This window comes from Thiomicrorhabdus heinhorstiae, from assembly GCF_013391765.2.
GTDB classification, from domain to species: domain Bacteria; phylum Pseudomonadota; class Gammaproteobacteria; order Thiomicrospirales; family Thiomicrospiraceae; genus Thiomicrorhabdus; species Thiomicrorhabdus heinhorstiae.
This window is the reverse complement of record NZ_JACBGI020000001.1, coordinates 115,392-131,993: the sequence shown is the minus strand read 5'-3', so window position 1 is coordinate 131,993 and position 16,602 is coordinate 115,392. Positions and strand designations below refer to the sequence as shown.

Genomic DNA, 16,602 nt, shown 5'->3' with positions numbered 1-16,602 from the left:
AACCAACTCAAAATCCCGATTAACCAGAAAAGCAAAAAGGATGTCATCATGTCAGATATAAACAGTAGTCAAGAACTTATTACCGCACTAAACAACTCGGCAGTTGATTTCAAAACTGTGATGCAAGTCATTGAAACAGAATACGAATTCTCACCGACCGCCTTTAAAAACGGTGATACCTTCAATGAAGCGGATACCAATAACGGTTCATGTAAAATCTTTGCTTTCGCAAAACTGAATCAACTGTCACAGCAGCAAACTTTAAATGCGTTTGGCGACTTCTACACACGAGACGTGCTGCAACATCCTGAAAACAATGATCATCAGAATATTCGTAACTTTATACTTCACGGCTGGGAAGGTATTGAATTTTCCGGAGAAGCATTAACGAGAAAGTGATCAACGAGAAAGTGGTTCGCATATTCGAATTAAGCAAAAGAAAACCCCGCAGAACCAACATTCTGCGGGGTTTCTTATTCCAGACTTAGGAAACCGGTCTTACAGTGAAACAGTAAAACTCAGGCTCCGGCGTGCACCTTTTTAACCAACTCAAGATCCAGATAGTCATGGCCGTGGTGCTCACCCGCCAGAACTTCAAATCCTTCTTCAGGTTCGCCCATCTGATCCAACACTAAATCGGCCTTGGAGAAATCATCATCTTTGGTGTATTCGTTAATCGTAATAATGGTCTTAACGTTAGCGGCAGCAGAAGATTTAATTCCGTTATCCGAGTCTTCGAAAGCGATACACTCTTCAGGCTTAACATTCATTTTTTCCATCGCCCAGAAATAGATATCCGGTGCTGGTTTTTTAGCCGGAACAATATCACCGGCAGCAATAACTTCAAACCAACTTTCAGAATCTGCACCAAGAGTGTTCGTTAAAAGTGCCGTTACGTTTGCAGGCGTGGTGGTGGTTACAACGGCCATGCGTACATTTTTGCTGCGCGCTTCATTGATCAAACGCTCTACACCCGGACGCAACGGAATTTTTCCTTCCGCCATCAACTGTTTGTAAAACTCGGTTTTGGAAGCGTGTAATCCTTTGACGAACTCATCGAAATCTGCCGGTTTCTCAAAATCAGTATTGAATTTTTCCAAATAAAATTTGATGCGCTCTTTACCACCGGTTACCGCCAACAGTTCACCGTAAAGCGCTTCATCCCAGTTCCAGTCAAGGCCGGCAGCCTCAAAAGCCATATTAAAGGCCGGGCGGTGACCGTCACGTTCAGTATCTGCCAAGGTGCCGTCTACATCAAATAATAGAGCTTCAAGTTGAGCCATACAATTCCTCTTTTCAATATGCCAAATTGCCCGGTTTATTAATCGAAAGATTTAATCAAATTCAGAGCAAGTATTTAAATTTTTTATAATTCCAAGATGGCTATGCATTTTGCGTGATAAGTCATTCAAATTCAAGCTTATAACTATTAAGGTTATTTAAGTTGAACATAACAAATTTAAAAGTCACCTAAAAAATATCACTTGTTGAGTGATAACAAACCTGATATAAAACACGTTTATAAAAAGTTTGTACTCAATAACAACAACTATTTTTCCTACAATAAAGAGTACAGGAGAGAGAAAATGGAACTTCAAACTGACTTTATTGAAAACTACCCTGCTTACCAACCGAAAAAGGGTGAGGAGTATATGAGCCCGGAAATGCTGGAGCACTTCAAGAGTAAACTTTTGGCGTGGAAACAGCAGTTAATCAATGAGGCCAACAGCACAGTATCGCACCTAAAATCCGATTCTGAGACCCCAGCAGATCCAAATGACCGAGCGTCGCAAGAAGAAGAGTTTGCTTTGGAGTTACGTACCCGTGATCGTGAACGTAAATTAATTTCTAAAATCGATAAATCCCTAAAAGATATCGAAAACGGCGAGTACGGCTACTGCAAAATGAGCGGTGAAGAAATCGGTTTGGCACGAATGGAAGCTCGTCCGACGGCAACCTTAACCGTTGAAATGAAGCGCAAACAGGAAATTCGTGAGAAACAGGGCGTTGCCTAACACGAATAAAACGATGGGTTCAGCCTAAAAACAAACTGGCTGAACCGACGAATCACCCTCTTACTTTACGGCTTCGCCACCACTAGAATACTATGTCCGAAGTCCCGCTCCCCGATTTAATTCAAGCTCTCAGCATCCCTGAGACCTACCCTCATCCGGTCGAAGTAATTACCACCATCGAAACACATATTTCCGTGGTATTCCTAACTGGTGAATTTGCTTACAAACTGAAAAAGCCAGTTGATTTCGGTTTTCTGGATTTCACGCGACTGCAGCAACGCCTTAAATACTACCAACTCGAATTGGAACTGAATAAACGCACGGCTCCGCAACTTTACCTTGAGGTTTGCCCGCTTTATTTGCATACCGTTGCTACCCTCAGCTTTGAACCGCAACACCCGGCAGATGAACCAATTGAATATCTGCTCAAAATGCGCCAATTCGATCCCAATAGTGTTCTAAGTCGTCTATTGCAGCAGCAAAGCTTGAATTCCGTGCAAATTGAAGCCCTGGCCATGCAGATTGCCGACTTTCACACTAAGGCTGAACCGGTCGAAAAACAGAGCAAACTTGGTGATCCCGAAGTCATCCTGCAGCCGATGTTGGATAATTTTCCGACTCTTCTAAAGGATTATCAGGATTTAGCCGGAAGTGAACTGGATCAATTGCAAGACTGGACTCGCCGGACCTATCAGAAGCTATTGCAACGCTTAATAGCGCGCAAAAAAGACGGCTACATTCGTGCCTGCCACGGCGATCTTCATCTGGATAATATTGCACTGGTCGATGAACAACCCTTGTTATTCGACGGCATTGAATTCAACGAAAATTTCCGCTGGATCGACGTCTTGAGCGACCTGGCTTTCTTATTGATCGATCTGGATTTTCGCAAACAGCGCCGCTTGAAAAGCAAAATTCTCTCGATCTATCTGAATCAGACCCAGGATTACGCCGTTTTCGATCTTCTCGGCTTTTATCGGGTCTATCGAACTTTGGTACGCGCCAAAATCAGCGGTTTGCGCTGCGCTCAGCTGGAGTCCAAGGATTACCGCAAAAAAGTGATGCAGCAAACCACTCTTGACTATATTCATCAAGCACTCGAATACAGCCAAGAGAGCAAGCAACCTAAATTAGTTCTACTCCAGGGAATTTCCGGTTCAGGAAAAAGCTATTTAGCCGATCATTTATTAGATTGGTTCGACGCAGTGATACTGAGTTCGGATCGCACCCGTAAACACCTGTACGGCATTCAATCGACAGCCAGAATCTCAACTGAAGACAAGCGTAAACTCTACGGAGCAGAGATGAATCGTCTGACCTACGATACCTTGTTATCTAATGCAGCAACTTTATTACAACAGCGTCAAAACGTCATTGTCGATGCAACCTTTCTGAAACGTGAACATCGGCAACGGTTTTACGACCTGCAAACCTCACACGATTGCGAAGTCTTTACACTATCCATGCAAATTTCTCGAGAATTGGCGGAAAATGCCATCCGTTACCGTCTGCATACCAATATAGACCCTTCCGATGCAGATGCCACCGTGATGCTTCAACAATATAAAGTTAATCAAATTCCGCAAAAAGATGAACCAGCACTACTTCTATCTGCCGATGAATTAAGAATCCGCATCCCTGAAGAAGAAATTAAGGCTTTCCTCAAGATTAACGACATCTAGCCGATTATTTCCTTATCAGTAGTTCGCTAACCCAGCAACACTTTCACGGGATATTCATCGATGAAACGGATTTTTCAACTATTTTCCTTCTGCTTGCTTGCCATAGCTTCACAGGTATTCGCGCAGGTTCCTGCGGGTGCCACGGAGGATCAGAAACTGCAACAGTTTCGTCTTTTGGATATCCAGCTTTATCAAGCTCAAAGAGATGAGTTACGCCAACAACTGGCAGAATTGGGCGGTTTTAAGCAATCGCGAGCGACTTGGGGATTCCAACTCAAAGATCGCTATTTTTCCAGACTGCAGCTACCGGATAGCCGCTATATCGTATTTCATTTCGATAAAGAAGGCCGGGTAAGCCAATTCAAACGGGTTTTTCGTAATATCAACTCGGCAAACATCGATCTTAAGCAAGATCAGACAGGCTCGTGGAGAACTCTTTCCGACATAGCACGAGACCTGGTCGAACAGATCGGTGCACCGACACACAGCCAACTCCATCAAGCCAACGGACTGCATTCCTATAAGAGCTTTCAGTGGCGTGCTCAATATATGCAAATTTCACTGGACCACCTAAACCATGACCCCTATGCGGAGCCGATTCTTAGTATCGACTTTACTTATCCCGACGAAAATTCAAGCACAGCTCAGCCGAATGGAATTTAATCTTCAGATTGAGAAAAAATCATAACCAATCGATTTAATTCACTGATAGTAAATTTTCGACAAACAACCTGAACTCATCGCAGAACGCTTCCAAATGCTGAAAAGCATGATCACCACCCTCGAAGGCGGCTAAAGAATGGCATTTTTCCTTAGCGCGATACTTTTCGATTGCCGCCTGAATATTCACCACTTCATCCCCTAAATCCACTGCCATTAACGAGCACAATTCTTCATCCGGCACACTGATATCGTAATTTTTCAATGCTTCAAGATAAGTGTGGTCGATACGAATGGTTTCACCACTATGCGGGTTGAAGTGTTTGCCCAGATATTTCGGAAACAGTCCCTGCGGGTGCAAAGCCGGATTAATCATTGCGTAGGGTAACTTGTGCCGATGTGCCAGATATTGCACGTAAAATCCGCCCATGGATGAACCGATTAATATGATTTGCGCTTCCGGATAATCGCTTTTGAGCGTTTGCAGTTCATGCTCGATTTCGGCAACACTTTTCTCCGGAGAAAGCAGTGTATAACTTGGCGTGCGGAAATCGATAATATTGAAAGTCCGATCCTGCAAACAATGTTGCTTGAGCCACTTGGCCTTAAAACTATTGCCGCTGCTTAAAAAGCCGTGTAGATAGAGACAAACCACTCTCTGCATCTGTTAAAATTCCTCGCTATGATCAAGCCTACCCAAATCCTAGAACGCCAACCCAATCCGGCAACTTTCGATGCTGCGAAAGGTCTCGGCCTCACGGATTTGCAAGCTATGCTGGTTGCCAACCGTTTGCAAAACCCGCAGCAACTCGATGAAATCGTCTTCCCAAAATTAAAACATATTCAACCGCCGCTGGAATTAAAGAATGCCGATTTTGCCGCTAAACTGATCGCAGATGCAGTGCAAAGCGGACAAACCATTGTATTGGCAACCGACTACGATACAGACGGTGTTACCTCAGCCTGGGTCGCAACAACCGCACTTAGCGATTTTTTTGGCGTCAATCCGCAACGTATTCGGCATATTATCGGTGAACGAAAGAGCGGCTACGGCATTACCGATGAAGTGGTCGATCGTATTCTGGCTATTGAAGAACCGGTCGCATTGGTTATTTCTGCTGATCAGGGTTCCAGTGACGAAGCGAGAATCGCCCGTTTAAAAGAAGCCGGCATTCCGGTTTGCGTTACTGACCACCACCAGCTTCCAATCGAAGGCCCTCCTCCGAGTGCGGTCTGTACCGTTAATCCGCAACAATCGGGTTGCGATTACGATAAGACGGTTGCCGGTTGCTTCGTGATTTTTCTGGTTATGGCTCAGGTTCGCCAGGAATTGATCTCCCGCGGCTATTTGTCTGCACAGACACCTTCTTTAAAACCGCTGGCATTAAATGTTTCATTGGGAACAGTCGCAGACAGTGTCAGTCTGAAAAGCCCGAACAATCGGGCTATCGTCCGCACCGGTCTGCAGATGATCAATCGTTTTCAATCGCCTGCATGGCAAGCGATGAAAGAATTGAACGACAATCAGGGCCAGCCGTTTGATGCCGAATTTCTCGGCTTTCAAGTCGCTACGCGAATTAATGCCGCCAGCCGCGTCAGCGATGTTACCACAGCCTTCCATTTTCTGACGGCGCACGATTTAAGCCAGGCCAAATCCTATCTTCAACAACTCGACGAGGATAATCTCAATCGCCGCGAACAGCAAAACGAAATGCTGTTACAGGCTAAAGAACGCGCCCGCGAACTGTACCATCCGAACAAATACAGTCTTGCCGTCAAGCTGCAGGGTAATGCCGGTATTCAGGGTATTATCGCTTCACGAATCGGTGAGCAGTACGGTGTCCCTACAGTCGCCATGACTGACTTAGAGGACGGTTTTCTGGCGGGTAGCGGTCGCGGCATTGTCGATGAAGTTGATCTGCGGGCGGCATTCCAATGGATGTCGGAGCAGGATTCCGAGCTGTTTTCATCTATGGGTGGTCATAAAGGCGCCGCCGGCTGTATGATCCCGATCGAAAAATATCCACTTTTCAGCGAACTGTTCGAAACTGCCATTCAAGCACAATTGGGTACAACGGCGCCCTCTCCGCGCGTCTTCACCGACGGTCAGTTACACCCGTCTCAACTGACGCCGCCGTTAATTCAAGAGATCAACGCTCTGGAACCTTTCGGCAGAGAATGGCCGAAACCTCTGTTTAAAGGCATCTTCCGTATCAGCTCGATTAAAAGCGTCGGTCAGACACAGACTCACTTATCTCTAAAACTGAGCAGTGATCAAGGCACGGAACACAGTGCGATTTTCTTTAACGGCAAAGAAAGTGCACACGATCAAGATCCGTTCAGCAGCGGTGACTGGATCGAGTGTGCTTACCAACCCGCTTTAAATCGATTTTTCGGCCGCACCAATATCCAGCTGCGCATTCAAGCGGCACATAAACTTTAAGAGACCGGAAAATAAAAAAACCGCTTAAACAACAAATGTTTAAGCGGTTTTTTTGATACTTCTTTCTCTTGAATCTTACAAGAAATCCAGGATCTCTTTTTCAATATCTGCCTTATCGATCACCGTAGTCTGAGTAATCGGCTTGGCAAACAGCGATGCGATTTGCTGCGGAATAGCGACCTGCGCCTTCGTCGCAATCAATTCGAGCGCATCGATGTCATGCTCCGGTTTATCTCCGGTTAAGGCATAAGCGATTACCGGAGAGAATTTGGTCCATTCTGCCGTCGAGTAGGCGATGGTTTTCACCGATTTGTCTTCACGGCACGTATCGTAAGCTTTAAAACAGGTTGCGGTATGCGGACACATCAGATATCCAACCTCGAAAGCCTGTTTGATATAATCCAAGCCCTCTGCATCGGTACAGAAATCTGCGGCGAAAATCGCTTGAACCTGCTGCAATTCAGCGGCATTCAACTCGTAATGCTTTTCCTGATCAAGCTGCAACATCAACTCTTTTGTTCGCTCGGCACCGAACAGATCAAACAGAATGCGTTCAATGTTCGAAGACTTGAGAATATCCATTGCCGGTGACGTTGTCGGAATCACGCTGGCACCACGCAAATCGTACTTACCGGTCGTAATGAATTTCGTCAAAACATTGTTGCTGTTGGATGCGATGTGAATCTGCTTGACCGGCAATCCCATTTTATAAGCGTAATAACCGCCTAAGGCATTACCGAAGTTACCGCTTGGTACATTCAGATAAACCTGTTCGCCAAGCACGATAGCGCCCTGACGCACCAGTTCCAGATAGCTGTAGACATGGTAAATCGTTTGGAAAATAATGCGGCCGAAGTTGACCGAATTCGCTGCTGACAGCGAAATATTTTTCTCTTTCAAGGCGGCATTGAACTTATCAGATACCAGAAGCGTTTTCAAAGCGGACTGGGCATCGTCAAAGTCGCCGTGAATACCGATGACCTTCAGGTTGGCCGCATCTTCGGTCACCATCTGCAGACGCTGAACATCCGAAGTACCACCGTCCGGATATAAACAGGCAACCTGGACCTTATCACGGTTCTTGAAGGTTTCCAAAGCCGCCGGTCCGGTATCCCCACTGGTGGCCGCCAGAATCAGGTAATTTTCGTCGCGCTCCTGAGCTACAGCAGACAATACCTTTCCGAACGGTTGTAGCGCCATATCTTTAAATGCACGCGTCGGGCCGTGATACAACTCGCTGACATACAAATCATCGTAGACTTTAACAACCGGAACCGGATTATTCGGATCATCGAATTCGTCGTATAGGTTCAAAGCCTCATCAATCACATTCTGATCGATATCAACCTCAAACGCGCTTAACACATCTCGAGCCAGCGTTTTATAGCCAGAATCAATATGCGCCTGAAAGAAAGCTTCGTCAAATGCCGGTAGACTTTCCGGAGAATAGATCCCGCCAAAAGAAGACATTGGACTTAAAATCGCTTGAGAAAATGTGATGCTTGTCGGTCTTTGACCGTCATTGCCACGAGTTTCGATAAATTTCATGTCGAACCTGTATTTGAAAATAAAAAGATGGGCGAATTATACCGAAAAGCGCCGCAAATTGCGCTTTCAAATTACAAAACGCCAGGGTAGCTTTCGCTATAACATACGTGTAACGACCGTTTTTCTCCGCCAGAATCTGCGTAAGTGCGGCGGCTTGAAGTGCAGTATATTTTTACCGCCTAAATCGATCAATAAAGAGTGAATCTTTTTCTCTTTCAATGCTTGTAAGGCCGGTTGAAACCAGTCCCGATCGAATTCCACCAGGATATCTTCATTAAAATGGCGATCGTCAATATCGATCACCGCCAATTCATGCTGAATAGACGAAGCTTCATTAAAATTAAAACTCAAACACGAAGATAACTTTGCAGCCTGTGGTTGCCAGACTGCCTGGCAGTTTAATGCCAGAGCTTGCAGATAACTGCTGCTCGCACTAATCGCCGCCTGAGGACGCTGCTTGATTTTATCGCCTTCCAGCAACCCTTCTCCCCAGACCCATACACTGTTGATTTCCGCTAAACCTTGATCTCGCCTTGCCTGATTGACCGGATGATCGAAAAACAGCATTTGAGTTTCGTTCATCAACTGCCGCCAATAGGTCGCCGCATTTCCCTGCGGGTAAAGCCCGTGCAAATTCCGGTAAGCTGCGCTCGGCAAAGACGTACTGGAAATATCCACCGGTTGCGCAATACGCAGATACCACTGGCTCGGGCCTCCAAACTCCAATGTCACACCATCGGCACCGAAATGCTCATTAAAGGTTGCAAGCAACGCTTTCGACTCCTCTTCCTGAATATTCAAATCCTGAGGAGGAATCAGCACCAGGGTATCCCGATCCGGAATCATCTGTACCGGGTCGACTCGAACCCAGAACGCCCGTGAATCAAAATCGTCAATTTGCAGCGAAGCTTCCAGAGGAGCAACCGGAAAGGTATTGGCTTGATGAAACAGGTAACAGGCGTGGGAGTAAAAATCTTCTTCACGCGCACTTAACAGATCGCCTCTCGCCCATAAAGTCTGTAGCGCAGGCAAGCTGGTCTTGTCATCATCGGCGCCGATTTCGATCAAAGTCTGCAGCACTCTGTTGAAATTCGGAATCCATAACGTTAAAGAGTGAGACATTTCATTCCTTTCTCTGTTGCATTTAAACGAAAAAAGCCGGCAAGCCGACTTTTCCGTTTAATCGAATTGATTCGAGTCAGTTTGCAAACCGGCTCCTGGCTTTATTGCAGGCTTTCCAAACGAATGCGTGCAATCTCTCCGTCGATCTCTTCCAACTGCGATAGATCACTCAGTGCCGCATTCAAGTTGGCTTCCTTGACTCTGTTGGTCAACATCACCAAAGTTGCGTCCTGCGGCTGTGATTTGCACGGCTCCTGCACGACCTGCTCGATACTGATGTTGTGCTTGGCCATAACCGAAGTGATTTTAGCCAAGACACCGGCATGATCCTGTGCAAAACAGCGAATATAGTAACGAGTTTCAATCTCTTCAATTGAAACCACCGGTGCAGATTGCAGAGCTTCAGTAACAAATCCCAAAGCCGGCACACGCGCTTTCTGAGGTTGCTCGCGCCAACGAATCACGTCAATAATGTCGGCAACCACGGCACTTGCCGTCGGACCTGCACCTGCACCTGGACCGTAATACATGGTCGATCCGACATGATCGCCTTTAACCAGAACCGAGTTCATTACGCCATGCACATTGGCAAGCAGAACCGAATTCGGAATCAAAGTCGGATGGACACGCAAGGAGAAACCGTTGTCAGTCCGACTGGCAACACCCAAATGTTTGATCTGATAGCCCAGTTTTTCAGCAAATTGAATGTCTTCCGCCGTGACTTTACTGATCCCTTCGGTATAGACTTTATTGAATTGCAGCTCGATACCAAACGCGATCGAAGCCAAAATCGTCAATTTATGCGCTGCATCGATCCCTTCGACATCGAAAGTCGGATCGGCTTCGGCATAACCCAGCTCTTGCGCGACCTTAAGCACTGCGGCAAAATCGGCACCCGGTTTTTTCATTTCGGTCAGAATGTAGTTTCCGGTCCCGTTGATAATTCCGGCCAACCACTCAATCTTATTGGCTGCAAGGCCTTCGCGAACGGCTTTAATAACCGGAATACCGCCGGCAACCGCTGCTTCATAATTGACGATGACATTATTCTCTGCCGCCAGTGCAAACAACTCATTCCCAAACTCGGCAATTAACGCTTTGTTGGCAGTCACGACATGCTTGCCCAGACGAATCGCTTCACTTAGAAGATCTCGGGCCAGACCGGTTCCACCCATCAGTTCGACTACAATTTCGACATCAGGGTGCGTAACAACCTGCATAGGATCATCAGTCAACTCGATTCCGGTGGTATCAACCGAACGTGGGCGATTTAAATCGCGCACTGCAATGGCAACTACTTCGATGCTTTGCCCAAGGCGCCCTTGAATTTCAGGAAGCGTTTTTTGCAAGATTTCGAGTGTGCCGCCTCCGACGGTTCCTAATCCCAACAAACCGATTTTGACTGGTTTCATTCTGTTTTTATCCTAGTTAATCTTGTTTAATCAATCCGTCCTTACGGAACATATCGCGAATTCCACGAATCGCTTGACGAGTACGATGCTCGTTTTCGATCAAACCGAAACGCACGTGATCGTCGCCGTAATCACCGAATCCGATGCCAGGTGCAACCGCTACTTTCGCTTCCGTCAGCAATTTTTTGGAGAACTCCAAAGACCCCATATGACGATATGGCTCTGGAATCGGTGCCCAAACAAACATAGTCGCTTTCGGCGGTTCGACTTCCCAACCGATCGAGTTCAAACCGTTACACAGTACGTCACGGCGAGACTTGTACATATCACAGATTTCCTGTACACAGTCCTGTGGCCCTTCAAGCGCGGTAATTGCCGCCACCTGAATCGGAGTGAAAGTACCGTAATCCAGATAAGATTTCATACGTTTTAGGGCATGGACCAATTCGGGATTCCCAACCATGAAACCGACACGCCAACCCGGCATGTTATAGCTCTTGGAAAGCGTGTAGAACTCAACGGCAATCTCTTTAGCCCCTTCCACCTGCATGATCGATGGCGCTTTATAACCATCGAAAGCAAGATCGGCGTATGCCAAATCGTGGATGACCCACATGCCATGCTCTTTGGCAATCGCAATCACTTTCTCAAAGAAGTCCAACTCAACTGTTTGCGTGGTCGGATTCCCAGGGAAGTTAATGACCAGCATTTTTGGCTTCGGCCATGATTCCTTGATGGCTTTTTCCAGCTCTTCAAAGAAATCGACGTCAGGCGTCATGCGCACGTGACGGATATCGGCACCGGCGATAACAAAACCGTAAGGGTGAATCGGGTAAGCCGGGTTTGGAACCAGAACGGTATCCCCTTTATCAACCGTCGCAAGTGCAAGGTGCGCAAGACCTTCCTTGGAACCGATGGTTACGACCGCTTCACTGTCCGGGTCCAAGTCGACATCGAATTTGCTTTTGTACCAGTTACAAATCGCTTTTCTTAAACGGGGAATACCTTGAGAAACGGAATAACGGTGCGTGCCTTCACGCTGAACTACTTCGATTAACTTATCAACGATATGCTTTGGCGTATCCTGGTCCGGGTTGCCCATCCCAAAATCGATAATGTCTTCGCCTCTACGTCTCGCTTCCGCTTTTAGCTCTCCGGTAATATTGAATACGTAAGGAGGGAGTCTTTTGATTCTCTGAAAATCGTCTGCCACGAATGTTAGCCTTCTAAAAAGTGCTCTTAAGGGTATAATTCATCGGATTAGTTACCCGCCGAAACACAGAAAAACGAGGGAATAAAAATAAAGGAATAATGATACAGCATCCAGTTTTTTCGTCAAATGAAAATCGACGTGAAAGCCTTTTAAATCGCCTTAAAAGATCGCTGTATTTTTCACTTTATCCTCAACGAAATATCCGAGCAACTGGTAAAAATTACCATCCTTCGGAAAACGGCCAGATACAAGGATAACATTCGATTATGAAATTCAGTGAACACCGCGACTCGAATATCAACACCATCAAACATTACTCTCCGGGAGAAGTAAAAGTTAATGATCGCCTACTGAACCGTAGCTGCTTCATTACTCAAACTGAAATTGAGGCTGAATGGCCATGTGCAGACATCGAAGCGCTGGACGAAGCCTCTCTCGATTTGCTTTTGGAAAAACAACCGGAAGTGATCATTCTCGGAACCGGCGATCGGCAAGTTTTCCCTGACCCGAAACTGTTTGCCTACTGTACCCGAAAGGGAGTCGGTCTGGAGGTAATGGCAAACGATGCCGCCTGCCGTACCTACAATGTCATTACCACAGAAGACCGGGAGATCCTTCTGGCTCTGATACTCGGCTGAGCGTTGGTTCAATAATCGAACTGACTACAAACAGCCTTATGGTCGGTAGTGTAAGACTTTAGTGATATCGACTTTCTTGCCTCTCAGTCGCGCTTCGAGATACAGCTTGGCCGTTTTAGTGCTACCGGTTGCCCCGCTCAGAGCAATTTTCTGACCGCGCTTGACTCTTTCGCCTTCCTGCACCAGCAGGCTGCTGTTATGAGCGTAAGTGGATAAATAACCGTCGTCATGTCTAATCATCAGCATCTGGCCGTAGTCGACAATACCGTTACCGGAATAAACCACCTCTCCCGGAGCCACGGCAAAAATAGGTGTACCTGGTTTGGCATAGATTTCAAGAGATCGAACTCCACGGGCATCGCGGACGAATTTATACTGTAGTTTCTGGGTCACTGGCCAACGCCAAGCCACCGGAGCCTTCTGACTCATATCATCCAACTCGCTCACCTGCAGATCGGATTTTTTAGCCGAAGCCACTTCAACCCCGTCAGCAGCCACAACTCGAGGTTTAACAATCTCAACAGCTTTTTCTTCGGCATTTTCGCTAAACGGTAAAAGCAGGTTTTGTTGCGGATAAATCGTATAAGGTGGCGGCAAATCGTTGAGTTTCGCAAGGTCGAGCATATCGACCGCACACTTTTTAGCGATCACACTTAAACTGTCGCCTTTTTGCACTACATAGGGTGAAGTACATTTTGCCGAACCACCCGAAATTTCAGAATCCGATGTCGGTTCATATTTAAAAGGTGACGAACAGCCGGAAACAGAGAAAAAAACAGCCAAACCCAAAACTTTCAGCTTGGTAATTAAACTCATATTGCTACGTAATTCAGCCCTTAAAACCTGCATCAAACCATCCACTTATATACAAAATAAAGTAACAATAATCCTACTAACCCCCAACCTATAGCGTCAACCCATTTTCTTAGCGAATCCTCAAAACGCTTACCGCCCCAGCGCATAGCGGCGGCCACCAGAAAGAAACGCGCCCCGCGTCCGATGAAGGAAGCGATAATAAACGGCAGCAACGCCATGGCACTGGCACCGGCGCTAATGGTGAAAACTTTATAGGGTACGGGACTGAAACCGGCAATAAACACGACCCAAACACCGTATTCATCGAAAAATGTCTGAGCCTGTGCCAGTTTGGGCCCGTAACCAGCCGAATCCAATATTGGGAGCAAGACATCCATCAACCAGAAGCCTAACGCATAACCAAGTAGCCCTCCAAGCAGAGAGAAGATAGTCGTAATCCAAGCATAAAAAAAGGCCTTCTCAGGCCGAGCCAAACTCATTGGCATCAGCATGACATCAGGAGGAATCGGGAAAAACGACGATTCAGCAAAACTCATTCCACCAAGATACCATTGCGCTTTAGGATGTTTAGACCAGCTTAAAACCCGATCATAAAGCTTTGAAAATAGCTTCAAACTTCGACTCCTTGTTTCATCGGGACGAACAAGACGTCCGCCAGTTTTGTTTTCTTAACGCCGGAGAGCGTCTTTTCGTAACCGTATAAACCTTGCTGCTCGCTGCCGATTGGCAGAATCAGTCTGCCTCCGACTTTGAGCTGTTCAATTAACTCGGTCGGCAATTCATTCGGAGAGGCCGCGGAAATAATCGCATCGAATGGCGCCTTGTCTGCCCAACCCCAATGACCGTCACTGATGGAATACTCGATATTATCAAGTTGCAGAGCGGACAATGTCTGACGTGCCTTTCCAGATAAAGGCAAAATTCGTTCTACGGTAAAAACCTGATCAACCAGCAGTGCCAATATAGCCGTTTGATATCCGGAACCGGTGCCGATTTCCAGAACTCTTTTTACCGGTCCACCTTGCAACAGCCACTGAGTCATCGTCGCTACCACCCAAGGTTGGGAAATCGTTTGTCCATAGCCGATCGGTAAGGCGGTATTTTCATAGGATCTCGAAGCCAGAGCCTCGTCAAGGAACAGATGTCTCGGAACCTGACGCAATGCGCTAAGCACATCCGGATTTTGAATACCCTGTTCCGCTAACGCATCCACCATCCGATTACGCGTTCTTTGCGAGGTCATCCCGACTCCTTGGTGACGGGCAAAAGCGGCATTCGGGTACTGCATACGGTTTATCTCACTGACTCTCGACCCATTCACGCATCTGTGCGAGCATTTCATAGTGGGTCAGGTCGATTTTCATCGGTGTAATCGAAGCATAACCTTTTTCAACCGCATCGAAATCAGTGCCGGCTCCACTATCGGCCGCTCCACCTGCCGGGCCGATCCAGTAGATAGGCAGGCCACGCGGGTCAGTTTGCCGAACAACCGGCTCGGAAGCATGTCTGCGGCCCAGACGTGTTATCTTAAATCCTTTCAATTCATCTAAAGGAATATCCGGAACATTGATATTGATAATCGTATCCTGACTCAGTGCCAAATCCGGCAATACCTGCAAAAAATCCAAAACCACCTGAGCAGCGGTTGCAAAATGTACATCGCCGCATAGAGACACGGCAATCGATGGCTTGCCTAAAAAACGCCCTTCGGTTGCAGCGGCAACCGTGCCAGAATAAAGAACATCGTCCCCCATATTGGCGCCAGCGTTAATTCCCGAAATAACGATATCGGGACGGTAATCCAGACCGCCGTTGACACCCAAATGCACACAGTCGGTCGGAGTACCGTTTAGACTGTAGATACGTTTTTCGGCATCGCGGCACTCAATTCTCAAAGGTTCCGACAAAGTTAAAGAATTACTTGCCGCACTACGATTGCGATCCGGAGCCATCACAACCAGCTCTTTGTAGGAAAATTCGGCTTGCAGGGTATTAAACAGAATTTGAATGCCCGGCGCTAAATAACCGTCGTCATTGGAGAGAAGGATTTTCATGGGGTAAACTATCTCATTATTATCCTGGCCTCGTTACTGGCGGTCAGGTACCCGGTAAACAATCTTTTCAGAATTATATAGTTTTCGTTATGACAGATGAAGATAAATCCTTATTTCTCTCGGAAATGCTGGGAGTTCAGCCATTAAAACAAGGCAAACACATCCAAACCCATGATCCCAGCCAGGATAAGAAGAAACAGAACCAAGCCTTGCGTCAACTGCGCCGCAAGCAGAAGCAGACCGAGATCGAACATGTTCAATGCCGCCTGCTTGAGCGTGATGAAAGTATCAACCCGGTCAGTGCGCACCAATCACTGCTTTTTTCACAAAAAGGCGTACGAATTCAGGACATTAATGCGTTGAAAAAAGGTGAATTTCCCTTACAGGCAGAACTCGACCTGCATGGAGAAACCTTGGATGAAGCTGAATCCAAGTTATTGGAATTTATGAAAGAATGCCTCTTTCATAAATTGCGTTACATACGGATTATTCACGGTAAAGGCTACCACTCGGATCAAGATCATCCATTGCTGAAAAACATGGTTAATCGTCGATTGCGTCTGTCATCCTGGGTGCTGGCATTTAGCAGTGCACCACAAAAGGACGGCGGAGCCGGTGCAGTCAACGTACTTCTAAAAAAGCAGGGATAGGAACTTATTCGTGATCTGTCGGTTCAGGCGAGCTCTGATCGTCAACCGCTTGATCGCTGTAACTTTGATGATTGGGCTGCAGCTCGATGACTTGCACAAAGACTTCGTCTTTTTTAACCATACCCAGAGTTTGCCGGGCAATCGTCTCAATGGCATCATCATTATTTTGCAGAGCTTCAACTTCGGTTTTAAGACGGGCATTAACCAATCGCTGCTCTTCAAGCGAAGCTTCCAGCTTTTTTAGCTGCTCGTTTAACGAAACAAGCTCACCGACCCCTCCACTGGAGGAGAGCAAGCGAGCTTCAATAACAAACAGGATCAGGGCTAAGGCGACAAAAAGCGTTTTCAC

18 protein-coding genes are annotated in these 16,602 nt (G+C 46.7%); 7 read left to right on the top strand and 11 right to left on the bottom strand.

All coding sequences use genetic code 11. The annotated features are described in order from the left end of the window. Window positions 1-48: 48 nt before the first annotated feature. Window positions 49-399: a HopJ type III effector protein gene (locus tag H8792_RS00705; protein WP_194947218.1), complete on the top strand. Its 351-nt coding sequence runs from the start codon at window positions 49-51 to the stop codon at window positions 397-399. Window positions 400-518: 119 nt separating this feature from the next. On the opposite strand, the gene H8792_RS00700 is transcribed toward H8792_RS00705, so the two are convergent. After that, complete coding sequence (locus H8792_RS00700) at window positions 519-1,283, bottom strand: HAD family hydrolase (protein ID WP_194947217.1); 765 nt, start codon at window positions 1,281-1,283, stop codon at window positions 519-521. A gap of 303 nt (window positions 1,284-1,586) precedes the next feature. Here H8792_RS00700 and dksA point away from each other — a divergent pair, with 303 nt between their 5' ends. From dksA to H8792_RS00685, 3 genes are all read left to right on the top strand, one after another. Further along, window positions 1,587-2,015 (top strand): RNA polymerase-binding protein DksA, encoded by a 429-nt coding sequence (gene dksA, locus H8792_RS00695; RefSeq protein ID WP_194947216.1) that lies wholly within the window; start codon window positions 1,587-1,589, stop codon window positions 2,013-2,015. A gap of 92 nt (window positions 2,016-2,107) precedes the next feature. Beyond that, window positions 2,108-3,697: a bifunctional aminoglycoside phosphotransferase/ATP-binding protein gene (locus H8792_RS00690; protein WP_194947215.1), complete on the top strand. Its 1,590-nt coding sequence runs from the start codon at window positions 2,108-2,110 to the stop codon at window positions 3,695-3,697. Window positions 3,698-3,757: 60 nt separating this feature from the next. Continuing rightward, complete coding sequence (locus H8792_RS00685) at window positions 3,758-4,360, top strand: hypothetical protein (protein ID WP_194947214.1); 603 nt, start codon at window positions 3,758-3,760, stop codon at window positions 4,358-4,360. A gap of 34 nt (window positions 4,361-4,394) precedes the next feature. Here H8792_RS00685 and H8792_RS00680 read toward each other — a convergent pair whose 3' ends face one another. Further along, window positions 4,395-5,021: a YqiA/YcfP family alpha/beta fold hydrolase gene (locus tag H8792_RS00680; protein WP_194947213.1), complete on the bottom strand. Its 627-nt coding sequence runs from the start codon at window positions 5,019-5,021 to the stop codon at window positions 4,395-4,397. An 18-nt stretch (window positions 5,022-5,039) separates the two neighbouring features. On the opposite strand from H8792_RS00680, the gene H8792_RS00675 reads away from it, so the two are divergent. Continuing rightward, a complete protein-coding gene (locus tag H8792_RS00675) occupies window positions 5,040-6,800 on the top strand; it encodes a single-stranded-DNA-specific exonuclease RecJ (RefSeq protein ID WP_194947212.1) in 1,761 nt (586 codons plus the stop codon). Between the two features lie 75 nt (window positions 6,801-6,875). On the opposite strand, the gene thrC is transcribed toward H8792_RS00675, so the two are convergent. The 4 genes from thrC to alaC form a co-directional block, all read right to left on the bottom strand. Next, window positions 6,876-8,348 (bottom strand): threonine synthase, encoded by a 1,473-nt coding sequence (thrC, locus tag H8792_RS00670; protein ID WP_194947211.1) that lies wholly within the window; start codon window positions 8,346-8,348, stop codon window positions 6,876-6,878. 96 nt (window positions 8,349-8,444) lie between these two features. Next, the gene (locus tag H8792_RS00665) at window positions 8,445-9,470 is read right to left on the bottom strand and encodes a hypothetical protein (protein ID WP_194947210.1); all 1,026 of its coding nucleotides are present in this window, start codon (window positions 9,468-9,470) and stop codon (window positions 8,445-8,447) included. A 101-nt stretch (window positions 9,471-9,571) separates the two neighbouring features. Beyond that, window positions 9,572-10,882, bottom strand: a complete 1,311-nt coding sequence (locus H8792_RS00660) for a homoserine dehydrogenase (protein WP_194947209.1) — start codon at window positions 10,880-10,882, stop codon at window positions 9,572-9,574. A gap of 16 nt (window positions 10,883-10,898) precedes the next feature. Beyond that, window positions 10,899-12,095: an alanine transaminase gene (gene alaC, locus H8792_RS00655; RefSeq protein WP_194947208.1), complete on the bottom strand. Its 1,197-nt coding sequence runs from the start codon at window positions 12,093-12,095 to the stop codon at window positions 10,899-10,901. A 266-nt stretch (window positions 12,096-12,361) separates the two neighbouring features. Between alaC and H8792_RS00650 the strand changes: the two genes are divergently transcribed. Next, complete coding sequence (locus H8792_RS00650) at window positions 12,362-12,733, top strand: Mth938-like domain-containing protein (protein ID WP_194947207.1); 372 nt, start codon at window positions 12,362-12,364, stop codon at window positions 12,731-12,733. Between the two features lie 36 nt (window positions 12,734-12,769). Here H8792_RS00650 and H8792_RS00645 read toward each other — a convergent pair whose 3' ends face one another. The 4 genes from H8792_RS00645 to surE are packed head-to-tail and all read right to left on the bottom strand — an operon-like array spanning window position 12,770 to window position 15,603. Continuing rightward, window positions 12,770-13,582 (bottom strand): peptidoglycan DD-metalloendopeptidase family protein, encoded by an 813-nt coding sequence (locus H8792_RS00645; RefSeq protein WP_194947206.1) that lies wholly within the window; start codon window positions 13,580-13,582, stop codon window positions 12,770-12,772. Beyond that, on the bottom strand, window positions 13,582-14,163 hold the full coding sequence (locus H8792_RS00640) for a YqaA family protein (protein WP_194947205.1): 582 nt from the start codon (window positions 14,161-14,163) through the stop codon (window positions 13,582-13,584). The genes H8792_RS00645 and H8792_RS00640 overlap by 1 nt, the downstream gene beginning before the upstream one ends. After that, window positions 14,160-14,837: a protein-L-isoaspartate(D-aspartate) O-methyltransferase gene (locus tag H8792_RS00635; RefSeq protein ID WP_228766858.1), complete on the bottom strand. Its 678-nt coding sequence runs from the start codon at window positions 14,835-14,837 to the stop codon at window positions 14,160-14,162. The genes H8792_RS00640 and H8792_RS00635 overlap by 4 nt, the downstream gene beginning before the upstream one ends. 10 nt (window positions 14,838-14,847) lie before the next feature. Next, entirely contained in the window at window positions 14,848-15,603 is a 756-nt protein-coding gene (gene surE, locus H8792_RS00630; protein WP_194947204.1) for a 5'/3'-nucleotidase SurE, read from the bottom strand. Between the two features lie 89 nt (window positions 15,604-15,692). On the opposite strand from surE, the gene H8792_RS00625 reads away from it, so the two are divergent. After that, on the top strand, window positions 15,693-16,253 hold the full coding sequence (locus tag H8792_RS00625) for a Smr/MutS family protein (RefSeq protein WP_194947203.1): 561 nt from the start codon (window positions 15,693-15,695) through the stop codon (window positions 16,251-16,253). Between the two features lie 4 nt (window positions 16,254-16,257). Here the strand turns inward: H8792_RS00625 and H8792_RS00620 are convergent, their stop codons facing one another. After that, window positions 16,258-16,602 carry an FtsB family cell division protein gene (locus tag H8792_RS00620; protein WP_194947202.1) on the bottom strand — a complete coding sequence of 115 codons (345 nt, stop codon included), beginning with the start codon at window positions 16,600-16,602 and terminating at the stop codon, window positions 16,258-16,260.

Coding starts and splice junctions, on each gene's coding strand:
- H8792_RS00690 (WP_194947215.1), top strand. CDS start 2,108: ATGTCCGAAGTCCCGCTCCCCGATTTAATTCAAGCTCTCAGCATCCCT.
- H8792_RS00700 (WP_194947217.1), bottom strand. CDS start 1,283: ATGGCTCAACTTGAAGCTCTATTATTTGATGTAGACGGCACCTTGGCA.
- dksA (WP_194947216.1), top strand. CDS start 1,587: ATGGAACTTCAAACTGACTTTATTGAAAACTACCCTGCTTACCAACCG.
- H8792_RS00660 (WP_194947209.1), bottom strand. CDS start 10,882: ATGAAACCAGTCAAAATCGGTTTGTTGGGATTAGGAACCGTCGGAGGC.
- thrC (WP_194947211.1), bottom strand. CDS start 8,348: ATGAAATTTATCGAAACTCGTGGCAATGACGGTCAAAGACCGACAAGC.
- H8792_RS00685 (WP_194947214.1), top strand. CDS start 3,758: ATGAAACGGATTTTTCAACTATTTTCCTTCTGCTTGCTTGCCATAGCT.
- H8792_RS00650 (WP_194947207.1), top strand. CDS start 12,362: ATGAAATTCAGTGAACACCGCGACTCGAATATCAACACCATCAAACAT.
- H8792_RS00680 (WP_194947213.1), bottom strand. CDS start 5,021: ATGCAGAGAGTGGTTTGTCTCTATCTACACGGCTTTTTAAGCAGCGGC.
- H8792_RS00645 (WP_194947206.1), bottom strand. CDS start 13,582: ATGCAGGTTTTAAGGGCTGAATTACGTAGCAATATGAGTTTAATTACC.
- H8792_RS00705 (WP_194947218.1), top strand. CDS start 49: ATGTCAGATATAAACAGTAGTCAAGAACTTATTACCGCACTAAACAAC.
- H8792_RS00675 (WP_194947212.1), top strand. CDS start 5,040: ATGATCAAGCCTACCCAAATCCTAGAACGCCAACCCAATCCGGCAACT.
- H8792_RS00665 (WP_194947210.1), bottom strand. CDS start 9,470: ATGTCTCACTCTTTAACGTTATGGATTCCGAATTTCAACAGAGTGCTG.
- H8792_RS00635 (WP_228766858.1), bottom strand. CDS start 14,837: ATGCAGTACCCGAATGCCGCTTTTGCCCGTCACCAAGGAGTCGGGATG.
- surE (WP_194947204.1), bottom strand. CDS start 15,603: ATGAAAATCCTTCTCTCCAATGACGACGGTTATTTAGCGCCGGGCATT.
- H8792_RS00625 (WP_194947203.1), top strand. CDS start 15,693: ATGACAGATGAAGATAAATCCTTATTTCTCTCGGAAATGCTGGGAGTT.